Below are 23,694 nucleotides of genomic sequence, written 5' to 3' on the forward strand. Positions count from 1 at the left end.
CTTACGGGTGACAGGCAGCAGAAAGTAGCTGTATTTAATTGATTTATAAACCTGAGGAGGCTGTAACTTATATCGTGCGGTGATAGCTCGATCTTATTGGGTAAGGAAAAAGCATGAGTGTGGCTTGTGAAAAATCACGGGGATGACCGGACCCCTAAGCGAACCGCCCGAAGCAATGACTCATCCAGAACGGGAATCAGTAACCAAGGGGTCGGCCGCCGATCCGCATCCAAAGAAAAACGAAGCAACGGCTCCATCCGCGTCGGGAACAAGAAACCAAGGGAATTCCCGCGGATCCGCATCCAAAGGACCCAACAAAACAGGGGAATTAAAGCGGCAAGGAATCACCCATCAAAGAAGGCGAACATTCGAGGCAACGGCTCCATCCACGTCGGGAAGCGGAAACCAAGGGCATCCCCGTGAATCCACATCCTGCGAAAAAAGTCGGAGCAACGGCACCATGGCGACGGGAAGCGGAAACCGAGGGTGACCCCGCCGATCCGCCTACCAAAAAAGCCCGCGGGGCGGGGTCCCGCGGGTCATTTGATGGATCGTGGGTGTCAAGCGGCCGCCTCGGCTGACGACCGCTTGCCACCCTCTAGCGGTTCACACCCGAACTAACGAATGGGTCAAGCAGGTTGAAGCCGTTGTGGTCGTACCAAACCAAGTCGGAACGACCGTCGCCGTTGAGATCGCCCGCCATCACCCCTGGGAAGCCGGCGACGCCGGCGGTATAGGTCCCGACGGCGGGTTGGCCTAATCCGTTCATGTGCCAAATGATCGGGAAACTTTCGTCGTCCCCACGCAGCAGCAGATCCTCGCGACCGTCGCCGTCAAAGTCGCCGACCGTGCGCAAGGTTTGATCGTTCGGTGCTTGATAGGTACGCGCCGCGGTGACGACCCCGCCGTTCATCAGCCAAACCGTGAGCTCACCCGGCTGTTCCCACGCCAAATCGTCCCAGCCGTTGCCGTCGAAATCACCTGCAAACACGGTATCCGTGGGTGCGTGGCTGGTTAGCGATTGGATCGACAGCCCGTGTTGGGTATCGAATCGCCACAGGGCAAGTGCGCGGGTGTCCTCGTGGACCACGAGAAGTTCGTCACCGGCCCTGCCGTCAAAATTACCCACGGTTAGGGGAGACCAGCCGTTGCTGCTTGCGACCAAGTTTCGCACCGGATCGGTGACACCCCCGCGTACCAAGGCCAGCGTGCCCACGCGGTCTCGGGTCAGCCAATCCGGCTGTCCGTCGCCGTCGAAATCACCGGCGGCCAGGACCTGGCTGTCGGCGGCGAGGCGGACGGTGCTCGCTTGAGTTGGCGTTTCGCTTAAGTAAACGCCCGTTTCAGCCTGGAAGGTCGCCAAGGTGCGGGTGTGGCGGTTGTAGGCGAGCAGGTCGTTGCGATTGGTGCCGGCAACCGGAAACAGGGCGACCGGACGGTAGCCCTTGCGGTTGTGGTCGGGGTTAAACGCGGATAAGGGTTCCCATTGGCCGTCGAATCCACGACGGCGCCAAAGGATGTCGTCGAAGCCGTGCGCGTGAAGGATGTCGCCGTCAACCACCTGCAATTCGCGCATGCGGGTGGGCGTGGCCACTTCCCGCCAGCGGTCAAACAACCAACAGTAGACGCGGTGTTCGTGGGTCAGGACCCAGGGTTCGCCCGCGTCGGTGAGCCATAACTGGGCGATGTTATCGAGCTGACCGAGCGCCTTGAAGGCGCCGGCATGACCGGCGAACACCCGGCCGTTTAAAGGCACATAAGCGAGCTTGCCGTCGCCGAGAATCGGCGAGAAACCGTCGTCGGTCCAGAGATCCAGGTGACGGTGTAGGGCCGAGCGCTGGAAATCCTGAACTACAATGCGCAAGGATGGGTTCTGGGTCGTGGTGATCACCAGGTCCCCGTGTTCACCCTCGAATGCGAAACGCATGTTGTCGGCGTGGGCACCAATCAGCGTCAAGGTGTCGCTACGGCCGTCCTCGGCAAGGTTGATCAAGCGTTTGGTTCCCTTTGCCTGGGCGATATTGACGGTGATGCGGTCGTGGCCGTTGCCGCCGCGGAAAACATCGTTGCCGTACGTGAGGATGAGGGTGTCGTTGCCGTCGTCGCCGTGGAACCAATCGTCGCCGTGGCTGTCCCAAAATTGATCGGCAAAGGGGCTGCCGTAAACGGCTTCGATACTGACCAGGTGGTCGCCGTGACCGTCGCCGCCGGAGACCCGGCCACTGCCTAAGAAGACCGAGACGCCTTGGGAATGGATGGGATCGCCGGCAAACAGGGCCGTATCAAAGCCGGGCCCGCCGTCCAGGTAATCACCGTTGTGGTTTTCGTTGCGATGGACGAAACCGCCGTAAAGGACATCATCGCCGGGACCCCCAAAAAGGTAGTCCGTGCCCCCGCCGCCGTGGAGTTCATCATCGCCACCGTCGCCGTAGAGGCGGTCGGAACCGCGACCCCCGGTAAGCAGGTCTCTGCCGTCGCCGCCGCGCAACAGATTGCCCTGGTTCCCGCCGGTGATTTGGTTGTTGCGCGCGTTGCCGATAATGGTGTTGGGAAAGGCGCGCGCGCCTTGCACCGCATCAACCTCGGGCATGAGGGTTAAATCCAGTGTTTCCGGTGCCTGGACGAGGCCCTCTTGATTGATTGACAAGACCGTGGTTTGAAATTGCTTGTTTTCATCGGTTTCCAACATGAAGTGGTACCCGTCACGGGATACCAAAACCGCATGATCCCAGCCGTCGAGGATTTGGACCGCAAAGTTGGGCATGTCCGCAAAGGTGAGGATCGCGCCGCGGAAGGGGTTGCCCCAGTCAGGAACATTGAGCCTGGGTAGGTGATCGTTGCCCGATACCTGAATGTCGGCGAAGTCGCGAGGAATCAGGATTTGGTCCACGGCCGTGTCCTGAGCGGCGTTGTAAATACCGATGATGGTCGGTGTGTTGGTCGGCAGCGTGGCGGTAGGGAACTGTAACAAGTAGGTGTCGGCGCCCTCATAGCCGGCCATCAATTCATGGGTGGGCTCATGGTTGTTCGTGCGCTGCATGTTGACGCCGCCACCGTGCAAAAAGTTGTCCTGGCCGTTGCCAAACAACCAATCGTTGTTGGCACCGGCCTGGATCCATACGATGTCGTGCCACCAGGCGCCTTGGTGGCCTCCCTCATGGAGCATGAAAGCCAGCGGCGTCACGGATGAATTGAGATCCCACGCGGTGACCTTGAAATCGACCTGCTCGTCGCCGAGAAAGACGGGTTCAATCAGAAAACCGTCCTCCGTATAAATGCCGATATGTTGGTGGGCGGGTCCGGCAAAGTAATCCTGCAGGGTGATGATGGTCGCCCCCTGGCGGAACGAGACGAGTTGATGGTGCAGTTGTTGGGTGTGTTTCAATTTACCAATCAAGGGGTTGCTAGGGAGCGGATCAATCGCTGCCTGGGTCGATAAACCGGCGGCGTTGAGCACTTGCAAATCATCCCCGTCCCGCAACATGCCGACTTGGCGCAGCGTCAGGGGCAATTGCAAGCGGTCTCTGCCGGGGTTCGCGGTTTCGTCTTCATTGACGATCGTGGTTCTGGCCAAAGCGTGGCGTACTTCGTAGTAGTCGTTGCCTTCACCGCCGACGACAAAGGTTTCCTGCGGCCCAATGATAAAGCGGTCATTACCTTGGCGACCGCCGATGACATAATGATATTGGGCCAGGTCGTAGCGGGGTTTATCACCTGGAAAGGGATTCTCTTGCAACATATAAAACGTATTGTCTTGACTGTTGCCGACATACACACCATGGCGCGTAGCGGCATTGTATTCGAGGTGGTCAATCATGGTGTAGGTATTAACCGTGATCAGGTTCATGAATTTGCTGGATACTTCTCTCATTTCAATTTTGTTAACTGCCTCGCCGAAACCCAGCACGATATCGTGACTGACATTGATATGGGCAAGTTTTTGGTAGTATTCATGCATCTGGCCGGTTGCTTTGTCGAACGCGAAAAAGCTCATTTGGGAAGCTTCCCCCGGTTCACCCAGTTGAAAGTGTACTTCACCGATATCATAGGCGTGTTCCCCGGCGGTGAAGTCGATGATGCCCTCCGGCCTTACCCTGAAGAAGGTATGGTAGTCGGCCATGCTGTCGATGTACGCGGCTTGACGGTCGGCGGTTGATTTGAGGATGGTGTCTTGGACGAGCATGTCACCGACTGCCATAAGGGGGTTGGTGGTGTTCTCAAAGTCATTGACGGCGTGGCCAAGTCCTTTCAAGACGGCCAAGGTTTTGTCGCCGAAGTCGGCGTCTGGGCCGAGCTTGTGGAGTTCGGCAGCCACATCGTTATAAACGATATCGTCGACGATTCGGACGGCAACCAGGGCCAGGACGACCACTTCGAGGCCCGGGTTGGCAAGGGCCGCCAACTGGAGTGTCACAATGGCGCTATCCAGTACGGCATTGACATCGCCGATGGTGCTGTTGCGCTCTAGATCTTGAATGACGTTGTAGACCCCAAAAGCGGTGCCCACAATGGGTAGGCGGCTCATGGCTTCGCCGGCGCCCACCAAGGTCGTGCCGAGGCGTGTGGCGGCGCGAACCAGCATGATGTCACCGTGTGCGCCGGCAAAGGCGGCCAAGCGCTGGGCGGCGGGACGAATGGCGGCACCCACGGCCCGCGCCGCGGCTGCTTCGGCTTTGGCGTTCAAACCGCTGAGCGAACCGGCACCATGCAGCGCCTGGCTTAGGTCGATGATGGCGCGGTGCCATTCGCCCTTTTGAAGATCCTGTATTCCGGCGGAAAAACCCATCATGACCCCGTAAACGCCCATGCCGCGCCCTATCATTTCCCGGGTTGAGTTGGTGGTGCCATGTTCCCGGACCTCGTGGATGAATTTGAGGGATTGGAGCTGTTCTTCGGGTACGGTGATTTCGTGCGCTCGGCTGATCGTTGCTTCCTGATCGGTGGAACGGAAGCGGATGGTGAGGTCGCCGTTTTCGGCGCGGGTGGTGACGGTCGATGTTTCATCAATGTAGAAGCCGGGTTCCACGACGGCTTTCATCGTTTCCGCAACCAGGTTGAGATCATGCTGAAGTGTCAGCGTTGCGCGAAGCCGCTGGGTATTCTCGGACAGTCGCCCGTTGCGGACAATGTCCGCGCTGAAGTCCGGTTGTATATCGAGTAAGGGTTGGTGTTTTTGCTGAAAGTGCTGAAATTGGCCCGCGACTTCATTACCGACGGCCGCTTCAAGGGACAAGCGTTCTTCGGGTGACACCTCAGTGTACCAAGGTTCTTGGTGGCGACCTGTTTGGAAATCCTCCTCGGGGCCAAGCCCCAGCGCATCCCGTTCAGGTTCAGATGGATCGTCTTCATCCGGTCTCGGATTGGATCGGGATTGATTGTCATAAACAACCCCCTCGTCAATGAGGTCTTGGGCAAGAGTTCCGACCAGGTTCTCCGGTAGGTTTTCTTTTAAACGCGTGACCATTTCCTCGTATTCATCTGTATCGCCGAATTCATGGTCTGCCGGAAAGAAGTATTCTTTGGTGTAATCCTCTGAACCGAGGTTTTGGACATGTTCATGCACGACCTGTTCAAGTCTTGCCAGGTATGTGAGCTTGTTGGGGATGTACTGCTTTAGGCGTAACCCGGAAAGATAGAGCTGATAACCCAGGGTGTTCAGTGTGATGTTTTTAAGCGGCGAGTTGGTTAATGCCTGGCCGAGTGACCTTGCGTCGGCAGGGGTGAGCCTGTCAAAGCGGTACCTAGATTTGCCAACCTGGTCAACGGGGTTATCATCACCGCGGATGAAATCAGGGTTGCGGAAGTCATGAACTCTTATAAAGTCATCGAGAATTTTGAAGCTACCAAGTCTCAGTTCTACAGTGGTTCCGTCCTGCGTATAAGGCTCAGGGAGAAGGCTGATCGGGTTTTTGAAGAAATACACATCCAGATCGTGGTTGGAACCGGGTGGTAGGTGGTCATTCATTTTAAGGTGAAGGTTTCTCAAAAAGTCTGAAACGTATTGCTCCGATAACTCACAAGAGAGAAAAGCCAACTCATGGGTGTTTTCAAAGAGGCCGGGGTTTGTGGTAAAGCGTTCCGCGAAGAGTTCGGCTAATTCCTCGGGGGTTCTTTTGGCAACATGGGTCAGGTGACCGTGCGCCTCATAATGCATGGTGCCACTGTATTCGTCGAGCGGTAGATTTGCAGCAACAGCATCGTGTTCCCAGTAGACCTGTGCCGTCTTGTGTTGGTCCCATCGAGCCGACTCAATGAGGCGTTGATGAACTTCGATTTGCTGTAGTTTGCGTAATTGGATGTTTTGGCTATCGGTAAAATGACGTTGTCTCACTTGCAAAACTTCTAGTTTTTTAATGGCTTTGTTTAACTGGTCTCCTGTTGTTCGGAGTCTTTCGAGGGCGCTTTTGATTTCTGATTCTGTAACTTGATCTCGATTCATCATCTCCCGATAGTCTTCCTGAGCATCGCTATATAGTTCCCCGTACTGCCTAACCAGACCTTTGAGCCGGGCGATTCTTTGTTCGAGTTTTAATGGTTTTCGGAAGGTTTCTTGATCTTCAGGCTCATGGTCTGGATTATAAAATTCACGTTCCAGAATGCCTTTGGCATCGATGAAGTGGAAAATTTTATCTTGTTGGGCAAAAAGGAACAGGGGGGACCAGCATAGGAGCATCGGCAAGAGCCATCGGCAGGCGCGGTGCGCATGGGAAGGTTTGCCGTCTCGGTGAGACGGGGAGGTAGGGAACATCATAGGTTTTCCTTGTTTGTTAGGTGTGACAACGCTGCAAGGGATTCTACTTGGCGCGTTCCAGCCAATCGCAAGCGGACGATGCCGTTTCGGTATCGAGGCCGGTAAGGCTGAATCCACCGGGATCCACGTTTTGCGTAAAAGTGTCAAATGCGGGAATTTCCGGGAAGGGCATTGGGTAACCAATGGATGCGCTTCGAGAAAAGTCGCTGAAAGATCTAAATTGCAATCCGTGTGCCCAAAGTGGCCCGAGCTTACGGTTCTCTTTTTCGTGTTTTATAGCTGGATATTCATAAGTGAAACTTAAATAAGTGGCTGGAATATATATGTTTATATTGGACGGGTGGTTTTCGAGCGCCGCGGCGAGGTCGGCCAGGAGCGCGGGTGGTCGCCGCGCGCCTGCATGAGTGGCACCTGCCTGGATACACCCTGAATCTCGGTGAGATGCACCTAAACTTCCCCGGTTTCCTTCTGGACCTTGGCCTGGATCAAAATATCGTCCTGGAGTTTTTGCGTGCTGAACACATCCAACCGCGGTGCATTTTCCAATTTGGCCACACCACGCGCGCCAATCGGGCCGGGTGCCTGATTGCCGCCGATCAGCCGCGCACCGACAAAGGCCCACACCTCGTTAATCAAATCCTCGGCAAAAAAGGAACCCAGCGTGATCGCGCCGCCCTCCACCATCAAACTCAGGACGTCGTGGTTCATCAACTTTTCCAGCAGGGGTTTTAGGCTGATTTCGCCTTCCGCGGTGGGTGGAACGGTCCACACCTCCACGCCGTTGCTCACCAGCTCGGAGCGGTGAAACGGGTCCATCGCGTTGGTCGTCGCCACCACGGTTTTGCCGGGAATCTCTTGGCGAAACAAACGCGCTTTGAGGGGCACACGGCCGCGGCTGTCCAGTACGACCCGCAACGGCTGCACCTTGCGGTAATCGGGAAAACGCACGGTGAGCTCGGGATCGTCGGCGATGGCCGTGCCCGCGCCGATCAACAAGGCATCGCATTGGGCACGTAGGTAATGGGTTTCCAGGCGGGCCGCGTCGCCGGTGATCCAACGACTGGCACCGGTATAGGTGGCGATGCGCCCGTCTAGGCTCATGCAGTATTTGGCAATGACGTAGGGCCGGTTTTCGGCCAAAACGTGGAAAAAGGCGCGGTTCAGATGGCGCGCCTCTTCTTCCATCGGCCCGCGACGTACTTCGATTCCGGCCGCTTCCAGCTCCAAATGACCCTCACCTTTGGTGCCCCGTGGACGCTCGGAACTGGCGTAAAACACGTGTTTGATGCCCGCCTCGATGAGTGCCTTGGTGCAGGGTGGGGTGCGCCCGAAATGGCAACAGGGTTCGAGTGTCACGTATATCGCCGCACCCTCGACGTCTTCCGTGGCACCGCGGATCGCCTCGATTTCGGCGTGCATGTCGCCCGCGCGACGGTGCCAGCCCTCGCCGATCACGCGCCCGTTTTTGACAATTACGGCGCCGACCATGGGATTGGGCGAGGTATATCCCGAACCCTTGCGCGCCAAATCCAAGGCGCGTTTCATGACACGAAGATCACCCGGCCGCCACTGATACGCCGCTGTGTCTGCCCCATCTACCATGCTTTAGGCCCCCGTGTTCGCTTGGTGCTACATTGTCCTTCGGCGGAATTTCCGTTTCCTAAAGAACAACGGTTACTAAACTTAGTCTCGTTACCCGCGTTTGGGAAGGGCGCGCGGGCCGCTGAACGAACGCTTACCCTAGCAGGGAAAACGCGCCGGGCAAAGTCCTACTGCGGCAAGAAGCTGACTCAGGTTCCCGGGTCGCGTCCTCGGCCCGGCGCCGCATCGCGTTCGCGCAGGTACACGGCCAAATCAGCGGCCAACTGATCCACGCTGAACAAGGGGCGACGCCACTGGCGGTAGAACTCGACCGCCGGGGTTAACCCGTTTAAACGCAGGCTTTTTTTGTAGCGTTCCAGCGCGTGTGCCCTGTTGTCCTGTTCGCTGATACGCCACAGCGAAAGCGCGGCAAGGTTGGCGCGCAGCCGGGCGCCGCTGCTATAGGGTGCCAAAAAGAGATGGCTGAAATTGTGCCATTCGACGCCGTGCAGGTGTTCGACACTGCGCCAGTCCAGGGCGCGCCCGAACTCGTTGTCCAGGCTTACCCATATATCGCAGCGGTCGTGAGCGTCCAGGTCGCGGTGGGTCAGCACCTCGTGTTCGAATTGGTCGACCGCGGCCAAGTGGTTGATGCGGTAAATGATTTGTTCAAGGTAGGCGCGCTGCGCTTCCTTCACGTGGTCGGGGTCGTTAAAGAGGTGGTTCCAGTAGGGGAGTGTCAAGAGTTCGAAGGCCGTTGCCGACGCTTCCAGGATCTCCAAGCCGGGGGCGCGGTTTGCCGCGTAGGGTTGTTGGCTGCCGATGCTGAGGTGGAAGGCGCGGCCGAGGTAGTGGAGCAGGCGGTGTAGGTCCTCGCGACTTGCGGTGAGGTTGAGCGAAAGGAAGGGCGGTTGGTCGGGGGAGCGCACCAGCAAATGGCAGCCGGGCAGTTTGTCGGCACGTGCTTCCAGATCGAGGCAATTCTGGTCGACCAAGTGGCGGAACCAATCGTGGAGTTCGCCGTCCATGGCGGCCAACAAGCGATCGACGATGGGGATCATGTCGCGCGGTCGGTCCGCGAGAAACGGCGGCCCTTTCAGCGAGGGCGCCTGGCTGTCCCAGGGGTGCAGCTTCTCGATGGATAACGCGTTGCATAGCAGGTGGTCGCGTTCGCGAGCCAGGGGGACCATCCAGGTTTTGAGGGCGTCGGCGGTGCGGTTCATCTCGCGACGACTGGGGAGGCGCTGGTGGGTTTTGGCCTGGAGGTAGCTGTAATAGGTATCGTGGTTGACCGATTCGGCGATGTCGCGTCGGTAGCCACACAGGTCGTCGAACAAATCTTCGCTGCGCGGGGCTTGGCGGAAAAAAGCCAGCGCTGCTTCTTGCCAAGCGTCCTTGCGGATTTTTCGCTGGCGCGCGTTGAGGGCGTCGCTCAGGGCGCTGGGGTGGCGCAGTTCTTTTTGCCAATCGACGCGGACCTGTTCGCGGGAGAGAGCGTAATCTTCTTTCAGTTCTTCCAGCTCGTGTTCAAGCCGTAAATTTTCGCGGCGATGCACGTTGTGGCGGGCTAGGACCTGGGCTTGCCAAAGGACCGCGCGGGTCGGCGCGTGTTCGGCGACGGGCCATAATGCGGCTTGGCAGGCGTCGAGCTGGTGCATGGCGTCGCGCCAGCGGCCCTCGAACTCGCTGCTAAAAACGCGGTGGTCGAACAGCATGCCGTGGAGCGAGGCCGAGTGGGGGATGAGGTGGTCGGCGACTTCTTGTTGGAACGCGGTTTCCAGTTCGGACCTTTTGGTGAGCCACGCGGCCTTTTCACTTTCGCGTTCGACGCGGCTACAGATCAACTCATTGACCCGTTTCAGCATGGCCTCGGCCTGTTTGGGCGATGTGATCGAAGGCTTTTTGGGAAGCTGTTCCATAGCGTGGGTGTTCCTTCCGCCGGCGAAAAACAAAAGAGCCCGGAAAATCAAGAGACCGGACTTGCTGGATCAATCGGTCATTTTAGCACTAAGTTGGGTTGAGGCGAGGGGCGGATCTTTAAGATTTACCAGATGCTTGCGAATTTGGGCCGCGACCTGGCCGAAAGCTTGCGCGAGTGCGCGATTCATGGGCGTTTCGCGGTGTTGCGTGCTGGATGAAAAAGCGTCGCGCGCCGGGGCGTCCTTTTTTTGGCCGCCTGGGTCGCGCACTTCCTGCGCGCCCGAGTCGCGCACTTCCTGCGCGCCTGGGTCGCGCACTTCCTGCGCGCCCGAGTCGCGCACTTCCTGCGCGCCTGGGTCGCGCACTTCCTGCGCGCCCGAGTCGCGCACTTCCTGCGCGCCTGGGTCGCGCACTTTTTAGGTAGCGCGGGCTTTTCCCAAGGGCTGGATAGTGATAGGTTTGCAAGAGCGACCCGCCGGTCATTTTTTTTGGTGGGTTAGCTTTGCGTTGGGGGGCGATTGACTTTGATCGAGGCGCAGTTAGATTCCATTCCGGGCATTTGTACCGTGACCCGCTACGGTTTTGATGAGACAACGAATGAGGACGATGTTCTTCCCATTTTTATTGAATTACCCCACGGGGCGACCGAGGCCGAGCACCTCTACGCGTTGAAACAGCGTATCGGCGACTACAAAAATGACCGCTACGACCGGTTCTTTTTCGTCAATACGGACCAGGGCTCGCCGGAATATGCGGCTTGGTTGGCGGAACACCTCATTGATTTGGGTTTTTTGGACGCCCATCTGGGTGGGGAAACCGATCCCATGACCCTGCGTACCCTGGTTGGGCGCATTCGGGTGGTCGTGTTGCGCAGTTTGTTGCCGCGAACCATCGTGGATGTGAACCGCAATTGGGCGATTGACGAGGCCGTGCGCAAGGCCGCCAATTTGACCGGAACCTGCGGGGCCTTCATCAAGTCTGAAGCCGATCTGACGTTGCTGCGCGATCTGTACGAGCAATACCAGGCCATGGCGCGAGCGGGCTACGCATGGGCTTGTGGCAACGAGGGTTACGCGTTTAACCTGCACACCTACGCACCCATCACCGTGTCCCTCATCGAGGGCGAGTTTATCGTCGATACCTTAGAACGGGCGTACCTGGAGAACTATGCCGATTACCCGTTGCGGCCCGGCATTCAGACCATCACCACGCCACCCGGCGAAGAGGCAATGTTGGCGCCGCGGCCCATGGTGGAAGCCGTGGAGCATGCCTACCACATGGCCGGTTTTTCGGTGAAACGCGACGAACCTTATCCCTTGCACCCGGCCGCCACCGGGTACGGGCACTGCGCGCGTTATCCGGGTCGCGTGTTCTCCATGGAAGTGCGCCGCGATTTGTTGGTGGACCACTTCGAACCTTTTGAAATTATGGCGATTAGCCCGGCCAAGGTCGCCCAGGTAACCCTGCCGTTTTTGCTGGGGGTTGTGCGGGCCTTGCTGCCGGCGGAATAACACGCGGGCAGGACGGTTTTTGGGGCCGGTGCAGGTTTTTTAGAGATTGTAAGTTGAATTTTTCTAGTGAGTTGGGTCTTTTTTTTGAAAAAGTTAAAAAAAAGGTTTGCACCTCGGGAAAATTCGATTACATTTCAGCCAGTTTCAACGCCGACCTCCGACCCTTTTTTCCGTCGGACAGCGTTTGGGACCCTTTTGCGTATTGGCTCAACCTGCACACCGCCCGTTGCGTTTTTCACCGTTTCTTCTTCCGTTAGGGACTTAAAGCCCACCTGACGGCTTCAAATAACGGCTTGTGTTTCTTATCGGTTACCCGCTGCAACCGCGGGGCCGCAAAACTTGTATAAGGTAGCGAGGTTCTACCGTGAGCGTGATGTTGATCAGCGATCAGGCTGCCCTGTTGGCGCCTTTGCTGAACGATGATGCCGGGGTGGTGGTGATGGATCCCTATCAGTACATCACCCAACCGCCGGATCTGAATGGACGCCGTCCGCGCTTTTTTAACCTGTGCGGCGATCTGAAGTACCAAAGCATGGGGTACTACGTCTCCCTGCTTGGTGAAGCACGCGGGCACCGCATGGTTCCCAGCGTGGCGACCCTGCGCGATGTCCACCAAACGCCGGTTCCCCATGTCCTGGGTGATGAACTTGTGCAACTGATCCAATCCTCGTTGGCCCCGCTGCGCGGTGAGACCTTCGAACTGAGTGTTTACTTTGGCCGCAACCCGGCCAAACGGTATGACCGGCTCAGTGCGCACCTTTACGCGTGTTTCCCAATGCCCTTGCTCCGTTTCTACTTTCGTCGCAAGCAGGACCAATGGCAACTCAACGCCGTTTCACCGCTTCAGCTTGACGCCTTAAACGAAGACCACCTCGGTTTTTTAGCCGATGCATTCCGAAAATTTATCGTTCGCAAACAAGTCAGCGCGCCACCGGTTCAATGGCGTTACGACCTTGCCATTCTGGTCGACCCCAAGGAAGATCAGCCGCCCTCCGACCGCGCGGCCTTGGCGGCTTTTGCCGAGGCGGCCCGCCGTCTCGCGATCCGGCCCGAGTTTATCGAAAAGAAGGACTACTCGCGCTTGAACGAGTTCGACGGTTTGTTCATTCGCACCACCACCTACGTGAACCACTACACCTATCGCTTTGCCCGTCGGGCCGCGCTTGAGGGTTTGGTGACCATTGACGATCCCGATTCCATCCTGCGTTGTACCAACAAAGTGTTTTTGGCGGAACTGATGCACCGGCATGCCGTCCCCACCCCGAAAACATGGATTGTGCACCGCGACAACGCCAAACAGCTTTTGGCGAAAACGGCCTATCCCTTGATTCTCAAAAAACCGGACAGCGCTTTTTCGCAGGGGGTGTACCGCGTCGACAATGAAAAACAACGCAACCAGTGTTTAACCAAGCTTTTTAAAACAAGTCCCTTGATTATTGCGCAGGCGTACATGCCGACCGAGTTTGACTGGCGTATCGGGGTGCTGGATCGCCGCCCCCTCTATGCCAACAAGTACTACATGGTGGACGCGCACTGGCAAATTCGGCAAGAAGATGAAGCGGGCCGTGTCTTTCACGGGCGCGACGAAGCGGTGCCCATCAATTGGGTACCCGAGGCGGTGTTAAAAACCGCGCTCAAGGCAGCCAACCTGATTGGGGACGGCTTCTACGGCGTCGATCTCAAGGTCGTCGACGGCCGTGTCGTTCTCATCGAAATCAATGACAATCCCAGCATCGACCTCGGTGTAGAGGACGGCGTGCTGGGGGAAGACCTTTACCGTCAGTTTATGGCAACCATGCTCCATCGCATTGAAGAGAGGAAAAAAGCATCATGATGCGCAAAAATCCCATTGGCCTGTTTGAAGCAACCGGCATCGAGCTGGAATACATGATTGTGGACCGCTTTACCCTGAACATTCGACCGATTTGCGACCAACTCCTCAAAGACCCCTCGGGTTTAACCGTTTCCGAATTGGCGCGGGGCGCCACGCGCTGGTCCAATGAATTGGCGATGCACCTGGTTGAAACCAAAACCAACGGCCCGACCGCCTCACTTGAATCCTACCGCCGACATTTCGGCAACGATGTCACGGCCTTGAACCAACTGCTTGCCGAATACCACGCCATGTTGCTGCCCACGGGCATGCATCCCTGGATGAACCCACGGGAAGAGAGTGTGCTCTGGCCCCATGAGCAAGGCGAGATTTACCAGCGTTTTGACAAAATCTTTAGTTGCAACGGCCACGGCTGGACCAACCTGCAAAGCATGCACATCAACCTGCCCTTCGCCGACGCACGGGAATTTGAACAGTTGCATCGTGCCATTCGCTTTCTGTTGCCGCTGATGCCTGCCTTGAGCGCATCCTCGCCTTTTGTGGAAGGGGAACAAAACGGCATTGCCTGCAACCGTTTGCGTTTCTACGAAAGCAATTGTCGCCGGGTGCCCTTGATCACGGCTCGGGTGGTGCCCGAGGATGTGGCCACCCCCGAGGATTACCGCGAAGACGTGTTGCTGCCCATGTACCGGCAGTTAGGCAAGCTGGATCCCGAGGGCATCCTCAAACACGAATGGCTCAATGCGCGCGGTGCCATCGCACGTTTTGACCGCGGCGCCATTGAGATTCGGGTACTCGACACCCAGGAATGTCCGGCGGCTGATCTCTTGATCGCCGGCCTGATCCGCGAAACCTTAATTAACTTGGTCAACGGGGTTTGGAGCGATTTGGACCGCACCGCGACCTGGCCGACGGAGGAACTTGCCGACCTTTACGACGCCGTGGTCGTCAAAGCGGAACACGCGGTGATTCGCAACCAGAACTTTCTGGATTTCTTCCACTATCCCGACAGCCGTGCCACGGTGACCGAGTTGTGGTTGCACCTCCTGGAAACCGGAACCTATTCCGAACCCAAGGCTTACGAACAACTCGTGACACGGGGGAGCTTGTCCTCGCGCATTCGTAGCCGCTACAAGGTGCGCAAGCCCGCGCGGGAAGCGCTGGCCGAAACCTACCGGGAACTCGCGGATTGCCTCGCGGAAAACCGTTTTTTTGTAGGGGCGCCGGTTCGTGAATCCTTGCTTGTCGGAGCGGGGGGTTAAGCAGGCGGGAGGCGCTTCGGCGCCTCTCTTTCGTTTGCTAACAAACCGGTGCGTTTTTCAGAAAAGGCTCACGCTTCGTTCTCACATTTGTTAGATTAGGATCAAACCTGAGAACAAAAGACCGTCCATAATTGCTGGAAGTAAAGCATTTATTCAACAGTTTCGACTGCTTGTTACCGGGCGAGGTTTCCCATGGATCAGGGGGTAGGCTGTTTGCACTGAATGGTTTACCCCATGTTGCCGAGGCGATTCGGTTCCCAGAAGCGATCCCAAATGCAGTGAGAGGTACGCATGAAAGTTGCGGTTATTTACAACAAAAGCACCCCTGATCCTTCCGATGTCGTTGATTTTTTTGGCCCTATTTCCCAAGAGCATTATGCCTATCACAATGTTGAGCGGGTCGCGCGCGCGCTTGAGTCCGGTGGTCACAATGTTCGCATTATTGAGGGCAACATCAGCTTGGCCGACAACCTGCGCGATTTCATGCCGAAGGTGATGAGCGGCGAACGGCCGGGCCTGGCGTTTAACATGGCCTACGGCATTCAGGGCCGCAGCCGCTACACCCATGTGCCCGCCATGTTGGAAATGTTGGGCGTGCCTTATGTGGGTTCCGGGCCCCAGGCACACGCCGTCGCCCTGGACAAAATCACCACCAAAATTATCCTGCAGGCCAACAACCTGCCGACCCCCGCCTTTTATGTGTTTGGCAGCGCCGACGTGCCCATGGACCACGTTGTTTTTCCCGTCATCATCAAACCCCGCATGGAGGCGGTTTCCATGGGGCTCAAGGTCGTTTACGACGTGGACGCGCTGCGGCTTGCCGTTCAAGAAGTCATCGATACCTACCGCCAGGATGCCTTGGTGGAGGCCTTCATTCCCGGCCGTGAATTTGCCGTGGGTTTGCTTGGCAACGGTCCCGATCTTGAGGTACTGCCCATTGTGGAATTTGACCTGCACGGCGATCCCAACGCCATTCAGACCGTGGACAACAAAAAGAAGCAACCGGTTCGCAAAGTGTGCCCCGCGCAAATCCCCGACGACTTAGCCGCGGAGTTGCGCCGTTTGGCACGTGAATCCTTCCACGCCTTGGGGGTTCATGATTTCTCGCGCATCGATTTACGCATGGATGCCGACGGGCATTTGCACATTTTGGAACTTAACTCCATGGCCAGCCTGGGCCGCACCGGTTCCTACCTCGAATCCGCCAAGGCCGCCGGCTATTCGGATCAAGCCATGATCAACCGCATGCTGGACGTTGCCGCCGTTCGCTATTTCGGGCGCGAATACCTGGATGTTCCCAAGGAGGCTGCCGACACCAAACAATCGCTGCGGTTTCGCGTGAGAACCTACTTGCGCACCCAAATCGGCACCATGTGTGATCGATTGAAACAACTCGCGGAAATACCCACCCATACCCACAACCTGGAAGAAGTCAACCAGGCCGGTAACTGGTTGGCGGGCCGACTGGTGCAAATGGGGTTCTCCAAAACCGTGATTTCCCAATCGGAGGTCGGCAACCTGTACCTGTTGCGCAACCACGATGAAGACCGCGACGATGTCCTGCTGCTCGGTTATTTGGATTCGGATCAAACCGCGGTGGATGTGGGTTACCGCGAGGAGCGCGGCCGCATTTACGGAACCGGGCTCGCGAGTGGCAAGGGTGGTCTGGTGGTGTTGCTCGGTGCGCTGGCCGCCTTGCGTTACACGCGACGTCTCAAAAAATGCAAGATCACCGTGATGTTGGTCAGCGACGAATACCTTGAGAACCGCTTTAGCCGCAACCACATCGCCGAGCAAGCCGGGCGTGCCGCTACCGTGATCGGTCTTTCGGGCGCGCCGCTCAGCGGGGCCGTTTTCTCTTCGCTTCCCGGCCAAATGCGCCTGGCGCTCGACCTTAAAAACCAGGTTGGCAAAGATCACGGCGGAGAATTGGCCGCGGCTTTGTGTCGTCGGGTCGGCACCCTGTGCAAACTCGATCTTGGTGCCGAATCGACGCTCACCCCACTGAGCATTGACGCCGTTGCCTCCGGCAGGGGACCGGCACAAAGCGGAAAAGCCACCTTCATGTTGGGTTACGACGACGGGGATCGCCGCAACAGCTTGCTCAAAACCATCGAAACCGCCGCCAAAAAGGGTTTGGACGCCAAGTACCGCGTCCAATTTCGCAAAGGGGTGGATCGGCCGCCGTGCGCGGCCGGCAAACGCAATCAGGAACTGGAAGCCTTGGTCTCGGACAAAGCCAAGGACCTTGAAGTGAAAGTGTTGTTTGAGGCCGCGCAACAGGGTCACGGCACCTGTTTCGCCAAATCCGCCCACGCTTTGTTAGAAGGGTTTGGCCCGTTAGGTGGTGACGCGGGCGGCACCAGTGAATTTATTTTACGCGACAGCTTGATTGACCGTGCCGCCTTACTGGCGTTGGTGCTGAACAGCGCCCCGGAGATGAGTTCGTGAAACTTGAGGCGGTCGAAGCCGCTTTTCAGCCGGACCAACAGGGGAAATGCAGTATTGCCGCGGGGGGAATGGTTGCATCCGCCCATCCCGCCGCGACCAACGCCGGCGTGGCCGTGCTCGCCAAGGGCGGCAACGCGGTGGACGCCGCGGTGGCGACCGCCTTTGCCCTTTCGGTTTGCGAACCCCAAGCCAGTGGCTTGGGCGGACAAAGCATTGGCATGGTTCACATCAACGGCGAGACCTACGGGCTTGACGGTTCGAGCCGGGTCCCCGAGGGCGCCACGCTCGCCGCGATGGCCCAAGGTGATCGCAAGCACGGGTATCGCGCGACGACCGTTCCCAGCACGCCCGCGTTTTTGGGTTACCTCCACTTTCGCGAAGGGCGGCTTTCCTGGCGGGATGTGCTCGAACCGGCGATCCAACTCGCTCGGGACGGTTACGCGATAACCGCGCTTCAGCATCGCCTGCAACATCGCGAACTGAAAACCATGTTGGCCCAACCCGGTCGGCGCGGCGCCCATTACTTTCTCCACAACGATCTGCCCATTCCCGAGGGACAGATGTTTTGCCAACCGGACTTGGCAGGTTTGTTGGAATCCCTCGCGGATCACGGGGTCAAATCCTTCTACCGCGGTGCCGTGGCCGCGCGCATCGACGCGGACATGCGCGCCAACGGCGGTTTCCTGACCGCCGCCGACCTGGCCCGTATCCCTTGGCCGGTGATTCGCAAACCGATTCACCGCAATTACCGCGGGTTACAGGTGGTGACCATGCCCCCGCCCGCCGCGGGTCGCGTGCTCCTGCTGGTGTTGATGATGCTCAACCACTTTCCCTCGCGCATGTTTCGCAAGATGGACGCCCACACCTTCCATTTGCTCGCCGAGCTGTTTCGCAAGGCCATGATTCAGCGGCGCGAGCGACCCTACGATCCCGATACCTATCCCTTGATTCAAAACAAGCTCAGCCGCAAAGCGGCCCGCGCCATGGCCCAATCCATTCGGGAAGACATCGATCCCAGCCTGCCCATGGTCGATCCACCCAATGAGTCGGGTGATACCACCCATCTGTCGGTGATGGACGCCGAAGGCGGTGCCGTTGGCATCACCCAGTCCATCGAGCGAGTTTACGGCGCCCAAGTCGCCTGTGAGGGCCTTGGTTTTCTCTACAACAACTACCTCATGGCCTTGGAAACCCAAGACCCCAAACATCCCTACTTCCTCAAACCGGGCGCCGTTCCCTGGTCCACCGTCGCCCCCACGCTTCTGTTCCACAAAGAACGGCCCTGGATGGTTGTCGGCAGTCCCGGCAGTGAACGAATTTTCTCCGCCATCAGCCAATTCCTGTTGCGAACTTTGGACGGCAAACAGGGCATGGGGGCCGCGCTCGCGGCGCCGCGTCTGCATTGTTCCGTTGGTGGAAAAGTGAGCCTTGAAGCGGATCGTTTCGATCCCGATGTCATCAGCTACCTTGAGAAAAAAGGTTACAAGATTGATCGGCGCGAGCCTTATGCCTTTTACCTGGGAGCCGTCCACGCCACCGTGCGATGCGTGTCTGGGAAAGGGTTCCAGGGCGTTGCCGAGGTTCGACGCGACGGCACCGCCGCCGGTCCCGATTGAGAGGTCGACCATGGGTTTACCTGTTTTGTTGTCCATTCCCCACGGGGGCACCCGGGTCCCGGATTGGCTTCGTCCCAAGTTGTGCTTGAGCGAGGCCGCGATGTTTTCCGACGGCGATCCGTTCACCCGCGAAATTTATGACCTCGGCGATGCGGTTGAGGCCGTGGTCGCGGCAGATGTGGTTCGCTCGGTGCTTGATCTGAATCGTGCCGCCGACGACCTGCCGCCGCAAAACCCGGACGGCGTGGTTAAATCCCACACCTGCCAGGGCATTCAAGTCTATCGTGAGCCCCTCGATGAACAACAGATAAGCGATTTGATCCATTCGGTTTATCGTCCTTACCACGACCGTATTGCGCGGTTGCTGCAAACGCCCGGTCTGCAACTCGGTTTAGACTGCCACAGCATGCTTCCCGAGGGGCCGCCCATCGGGCCCGACTTGGGGAAGGCCAGACCCGATATCTGTCTTAGTGATGGGCGTGGTTTGGCGTGTGCGCCCGAGATGACCGAGCGTTTCGCCCGTTGTTTGCGCCAGGCCTTCCAACTGCCCGATACGGCCGTGACGGTCAACCAACCCTTTTCCGGGGGCACCATCACGCGCACCTACGGTGGCAAACCCATCCCCTGGCTGCAGGTTGAATTGAACCGGCGCCTTTATCTGGAGGAACCGCCTTTTGGTGACGACGGTCCCCGCGTGCGACCCGGCGCCATCGCAAAACTGAACCGCTGTTTTCATCAAGCCCTGTTGCTTATGTTTGGGAATTAGGGCCTGGCCGGCAATTCTCGGCCTGTCGTGAATTGACGAACCCGTCCCACATGCGCGCGAGTCCTTCGTGGTCGCGTCCCTATTCTTCCCCGGCAACGGGCAACCTTGCCCGGTTTGGTACGGGTTTCGCCGCCCTCGGGCATTGGGCGGGAAGGGATCGGTTAGTTTTCGGGCTGGGGCGGCAACATCTGCTGTACCCTGGTGGTGATCTCGTGGTGTTGTCCCAGCTTGGTTTTGAGTTGTCGGTAGCCGGCTTCTAGAATTTTCGTCCCTTGTTCCCTTTGCCCGCGTTCCATCAAAATGCGCCCTTTGAGCGATGCCGTCACTTGGTGGAATTCATGGTTTTCGGCCAGGTGACGCTGGAAAATGGCGGCCGCCGCGTCGACGAGGGTTTCCGCCTCGCTGTAGTCGCCCGCGGCGACAGCTTGAAATGCGAGCAGGCACTGAGCCTCGGCCACGCGGGGGTGGGTGTCGCCGAGCAGGGCGCGTTTTTGGGCGAGGACGTCGCGCAGCAGGGTTTCCCCGGCCGCCGTTTTCCCCTGAAGCAAGTTGAGTCGCGCTTGTTGGAACGCCAGATCCACAAACACCATCGGGTTTTGGGTATCTTTTAAGGCTTGCGCCGCGTCGTCCAGCAAGGTTTGCGCGGACTCGGTCTGCTTTTGGTCGAGGTGCAGTCGTGCCCAGCGAATGCGCACATTGGCAATGCGGTAGTGATCGGCGGGGAGGCCGTCCTCTGCCGAATCCAAGGCTTTTTTGTAATAGGCATGGGCCCGTTCCTGCTGTCCCATGCCCTTGAAGAGATCGGCCAGCAGCAAATAACCCCGGTGGGTCCAGTCATGGGCGGTGCCTAAGTCCTGCTCCAAGGTGGCCACGCAGGGCCGGCAGGTTTCCTGGGCTTGGTCGTAATCGCCGCGCGCACCGAGGACCGCGGCGAGGGTGAGGCATGCCAGTGCGGCGCGGCTATTGGGCGCCGTGTCGACCTCGGCAAAAACAGCCTTGGCGCGGCGCGCCTCCGCCAAGGCTTCGCCGTAGTCGCCTTGCTGCAAGAGCAGGTAGGCAACCATGTCGCGCGCCTCGGCGGTCTGGCGGTGTTGTTCCCCAAAAAGTTTGATGCGTGAATCAAGGCTCTTGCGATAGCGTTCCGCGGCAAGTGCGAAATCAGCGCGTTCCAAGGCGACCGATCCCAAACTTCCATGAGTTCGCGCGGGGTAGATGTGGGGTTCACCGAAGGTTTCGATGACCTTGGTTAGCGCGGTCTGTAGGTAGCGTTCTGCGCTGTCCAACGCGCCCAAATCCAGATGGAGCAGACCCAAATTGTTGCTGATCACCGCGACATTCAGGTGTTTCTCACCGAAGCGCAAGATGTTGATGTCCAAACATTTTTGGAAATGAAACGCGGCCTGGTGAAGTTCGCCCTTGGCACGGAGCACCAGGGCTAAGTTGTTATGGGCAAAAGACGTTAAGGGATGGGTTTCCCCCAACAGGTCGGGGGCAAGGGCCAGGTTTTGGCGGTGCTCGCGTTCGGCCGCATCGTAATCGCCGCGTTGATAGGCGGACAAACCGAGGTAGTTGCGCACTTCCATGACGCCCTGGTGCGCCTCCCCAAATAACCCGATCCGAATGGCCAAGCCGCGGCGGAGTAGTGCCTCGGCTGCTTTGAAATCACCTTGGAAGCGGTATTGATTGCCCAGGGTGACATAACCCAAGGCCATTTGCGGATGGTCGGCGCCCAAATGTTTTTCGTGAATGGCGAGGGCTTGGCGATACAGGGTTTCGGCTTCTTCATAATCACCCATGAGGGTTAGAACCATGCCCAGCTCGCGGCTAATTTGCGCGACCATGAGCTGCTCTTCGCCCAGCCGTTCACGGGCCATGGTCAGGGCGCGGCGCAGGATGGTTTCCGCTTGTTCCGGGTCCCCCTTCTCGCGAACCAGTTCCGCGCGGCGTGAGAGGTGGCGGATCAAGATGGGATGGTCGTCGCCGTAAACCTGCAGGTCAATGGCCTCGGCCTGGGAAAACAGTTGGTCTGCTTTCCCATAATCGCCGGTGAACATGTATTGTTCAGCCAAGGTTTTCATGGTTTCCGCGAGTTGGGGATGGCTTTTGCCCAACAGCTTTTGTTGTTCTTCCAGCAGGTTTTCACATTCGGCGATGGCTTGATGGTGGAGACCCATCACACCTTGGAGTTCGGCCCAATCGCGGCGGAAGCGGTGCTGCTCCGCGATGGGCAAGGCCCCAAGTTGACCGACCATGTCTTGGAAGATGTCTTTGGCGCGAACATAGTTGCCCCGCTGGTACCAGGTCCAGCCGCGTAGATGGTTGAGACGCAGGTGTTCGCGGAGATCCGTGCTTTTGGACAAGCGTGCCTCGGCCGCGTTCAGTTGCCGATCGGCGGCATCGTAGCGACCATGGGCCAGCAGCGAGCGCACCAACTCCAGTTCGAGCTGGAACTGATCCGCCGGGGTTCCTACCCCGGCGGCCACCGCTTTTTCCAGGGAATCGACCGATTGATCATTGTGTCCCAATACCCGGTAGACCCGACCCATGGTGGCAAGAAGGCGGGCGCGCACCTCGGGTTCCTCGGCCAAGCGTTGTTCAATTTGGCGACTACCGCGTTCCATTACCTGGAGCGCGGTTACCTCGCCGCCCTCGGCCAGTTCGGGATCCACCTGTTCAAACATGGAAACCAGAAAATCAGTGACATGTTCCGCCGTCTGTTTCTCGCGTTTGGCCAGATCGCGTTCCCGCGCAATGTTGACGCGCTGAACCTGGGCATAGATCGAAAACATCAGCAGGAGCAAGGCCAAACCCGTTCCAATCGCAATCGGTTGTGGATTGCGCTGAACCATTTTGCGGAAGCGGACCTGGCGGGTCGCCGCCCGTGCTTCGATCGGCCTGCCGTTCAGGTAGTGGCGAATGTCCGCGGCCAAAGCTTCCACGCTGATGTAGCGCCCGTCCAAGTCGCGCGCCAGGGCTTTCATGACAATACTGTCGAGGTCCCCGCGCAAACGTCGCGGGTTGATCCCCGCCTTGTTGCGGGTACCCGCGCCCACCGTGCTGGGGTAGGGGATCTCAAGCTGTTCCATCGCCTGGATCAGGGCCGGCTGGGTGAGCATCGGGAAGGTGTAGGGGCGTTCGCCGGTCAGTATTTCGTAGAGCAACACGCCCAGGCTGTAGACATCGGAAGCGGCATTTAACGACATGCCGCGGATTTGTTCGGGCGAGGCGTATTGCGGGGACATGACGGCGGTGGCGCTCAGGGGGATGGTGAGCTGCTCGCCCGTATCCGGGTTCAGGGTGGCGGCAATGCCGAAATCCAGCAACTTGGGTTCGCCGTTCTCCATGACCATGATGTTGGCGGGTTTTAAATCGCGGTGAATGACCATCTGGCGGTGCGCGTGGCTGATGGTATCGCAAATTTTCAGAAATAGATCGATGCGTTTGCCCAGGCTTAACGGGTGGTCGCGGAGATAGGCGTTCAGGGTTTGGCCCTGCACGTATTCCATCGCCAGCCAGGGTTGCCCACCCGGCAGGGTGCCCGCGTCAATGAGATGGGCAATGTTGGGGTGGTGGAGCTGCGACAGTATATTGCTTTCCCGGTGGAACAGGTGTTTTAGCTGGGGCGCGTAACCCGACAGAATTTTCAGCGCAACCTTCATCTTGACGTCGGTGTCGCGTTCGGCAAGGTACACCGTTCCGCCACCGCCTTCGCCCAATTTGCCGATAATGCGAAAGGGACCGGGCCGGCTGCCGGGTGGCAGCGCGCTTGGATCGATCATCGCGTCGGGTGCTTCGTCTTGTTCCGTTTCGGGCGCTTCTGAGGCGGTCGGCGCGCCCTCGGCTAAGTCCGTCATGAAACGGAGCACGGCTTCGGGATCTTTGGCATAGGCACGATCCACGAGATCGGAAAGGTCGCTTGGTTTTTTTGGGTTCGTCATGAGAAGGACCAGAAAAGAGGGGGTGTGTGCGCTCAAGGGACGGCCTTTTTAACCGCGGTGTTGC

11 protein-coding genes are annotated in these 23,694 nt (G+C 58.2%); 6 read left to right on the forward strand and 5 right to left on the reverse strand.

Annotation, left to right across the window (positions count from 1 at the left end; translation table 11 throughout):
• Positions 1-598: 598 nt before the first annotated feature.
• From J3U88_RS35140 to J3U88_RS30830, 4 genes are all read right to left on the reverse strand, one after another.
• Positions 599-6,331 (reverse strand): FG-GAP-like repeat-containing protein, encoded by a 5,733-nt coding sequence (locus J3U88_RS35140; protein ID WP_207862867.1) that lies wholly within the window; start codon positions 6,329-6,331, stop codon positions 599-601.
• Between the two features lie 867 nt (positions 6,332-7,198).
• Positions 7,199-8,353 carry a bifunctional diaminohydroxyphosphoribosylaminopyrimidine deaminase/5-amino-6-(5-phosphoribosylamino)uracil reductase RibD gene (ribD, locus tag J3U88_RS30820; protein WP_207862868.1) on the reverse strand — a complete coding sequence of 385 codons (1,155 nt, stop codon included), beginning with the start codon at positions 8,351-8,353 and terminating at the stop codon, positions 7,199-7,201.
• Between the two features lie 188 nt (positions 8,354-8,541).
• Positions 8,542-10,251: a gluzincin family metallopeptidase gene (locus J3U88_RS30825; RefSeq protein WP_207862869.1), complete on the reverse strand. Its 1,710-nt coding sequence runs from the start codon at positions 10,249-10,251 to the stop codon at positions 8,542-8,544.
• A 69-nt stretch (positions 10,252-10,320) separates the two neighbouring features.
• Entirely contained in the window at positions 10,321-10,641 is a 321-nt protein-coding gene (locus tag J3U88_RS30830; RefSeq protein WP_207862870.1) for a hypothetical protein, read from the reverse strand.
• 129 nt (positions 10,642-10,770) lie between these two features.
• Between J3U88_RS30830 and J3U88_RS30835 the strand changes: the two genes are divergently transcribed.
• From J3U88_RS30835 to J3U88_RS30860, 6 genes are all read left to right on the forward strand, one after another.
• Positions 10,771-11,763 carry a hypothetical protein gene (locus J3U88_RS30835; RefSeq protein WP_207862871.1) on the forward strand — a complete coding sequence of 331 codons (993 nt, stop codon included), beginning with the start codon at positions 10,771-10,773 and terminating at the stop codon, positions 11,761-11,763.
• Positions 11,764-12,136: 373 nt separating this feature from the next.
• Positions 12,137-13,597, forward strand: coding sequence for a RimK family protein (locus J3U88_RS30840; RefSeq protein WP_243436248.1), 1,461 nt, complete (start codon positions 12,137-12,139; stop codon positions 13,595-13,597).
• Complete coding sequence (locus J3U88_RS30845) at positions 13,594-14,859, forward strand: carboxylate-amine ligase (RefSeq protein ID WP_207862873.1); 1,266 nt, start codon at positions 13,594-13,596, stop codon at positions 14,857-14,859. Before J3U88_RS30840 ends, J3U88_RS30845 begins: the two co-directional genes overlap by 4 nt.
• A gap of 291 nt (positions 14,860-15,150) precedes the next feature.
• Complete coding sequence (locus J3U88_RS30850; RefSeq protein WP_207862874.1) at positions 15,151-17,310, forward strand: M20/M25/M40 family metallo-hydrolase; 2,160 nt, start codon at positions 15,151-15,153, stop codon at positions 17,308-17,310.
• A complete protein-coding gene (locus tag J3U88_RS30855) occupies positions 17,307-18,926 on the forward strand; it encodes a gamma-glutamyltransferase (RefSeq protein ID WP_207862875.1) in 1,620 nt (539 codons plus the stop codon). The genes J3U88_RS30850 and J3U88_RS30855 overlap by 4 nt, the downstream gene beginning before the upstream one ends.
• A gap of 10 nt (positions 18,927-18,936) precedes the next feature.
• Complete coding sequence (locus tag J3U88_RS30860; RefSeq protein ID WP_207862876.1) at positions 18,937-19,692, forward strand: N-formylglutamate amidohydrolase; 756 nt, start codon at positions 18,937-18,939, stop codon at positions 19,690-19,692.
• A 161-nt stretch (positions 19,693-19,853) separates the two neighbouring features.
• On the opposite strand, the gene J3U88_RS30865 is transcribed toward J3U88_RS30860, so the two are convergent.
• A complete protein-coding gene (locus J3U88_RS30865; RefSeq protein ID WP_207862877.1) occupies positions 19,854-23,630 on the reverse strand; it encodes a serine/threonine-protein kinase in 3,777 nt (1,258 codons plus the stop codon).
• Positions 23,631-23,694: the final 64 nt, after the last annotated feature.

The organism is Acanthopleuribacter pedis (assembly GCF_017377855.1).
Lineage (GTDB): Bacteria > Acidobacteriota > Holophagae > Acanthopleuribacterales > Acanthopleuribacteraceae > Acanthopleuribacter > Acanthopleuribacter pedis.

Bases quoted from the DNA above. Each gene is read 5' to 3' on its own strand.
- ribD (WP_207862868.1), bottom strand. From the start codon at position 8,353: ATGGTAGATGGGGCAGACACAGCGGCGTATCAGTGGCGGCCGGGTGAT.
- J3U88_RS30825 (WP_207862869.1), bottom strand. From the start codon at position 10,251: ATGGAACAGCTTCCCAAAAAGCCTTCGATCACATCGCCCAAACAGGCC.
- J3U88_RS30840 (WP_243436248.1), top strand. From the start codon at position 12,137: ATGTTGATCAGCGATCAGGCTGCCCTGTTGGCGCCTTTGCTGAACGAT.
- J3U88_RS30845 (WP_207862873.1), top strand. From the start codon at position 13,594: ATGATGCGCAAAAATCCCATTGGCCTGTTTGAAGCAACCGGCATCGAG.
- J3U88_RS30850 (WP_207862874.1), top strand. From the start codon at position 15,151: ATGAAAGTTGCGGTTATTTACAACAAAAGCACCCCTGATCCTTCCGAT.
- J3U88_RS30860 (WP_207862876.1), top strand. From the start codon at position 18,937: ATGGGTTTACCTGTTTTGTTGTCCATTCCCCACGGGGGCACCCGGGTC.
- J3U88_RS30865 (WP_207862877.1), bottom strand. From the start codon at position 23,630: ATGACGAACCCAAAAAAACCAAGCGACCTTTCCGATCTCGTGGATCGT.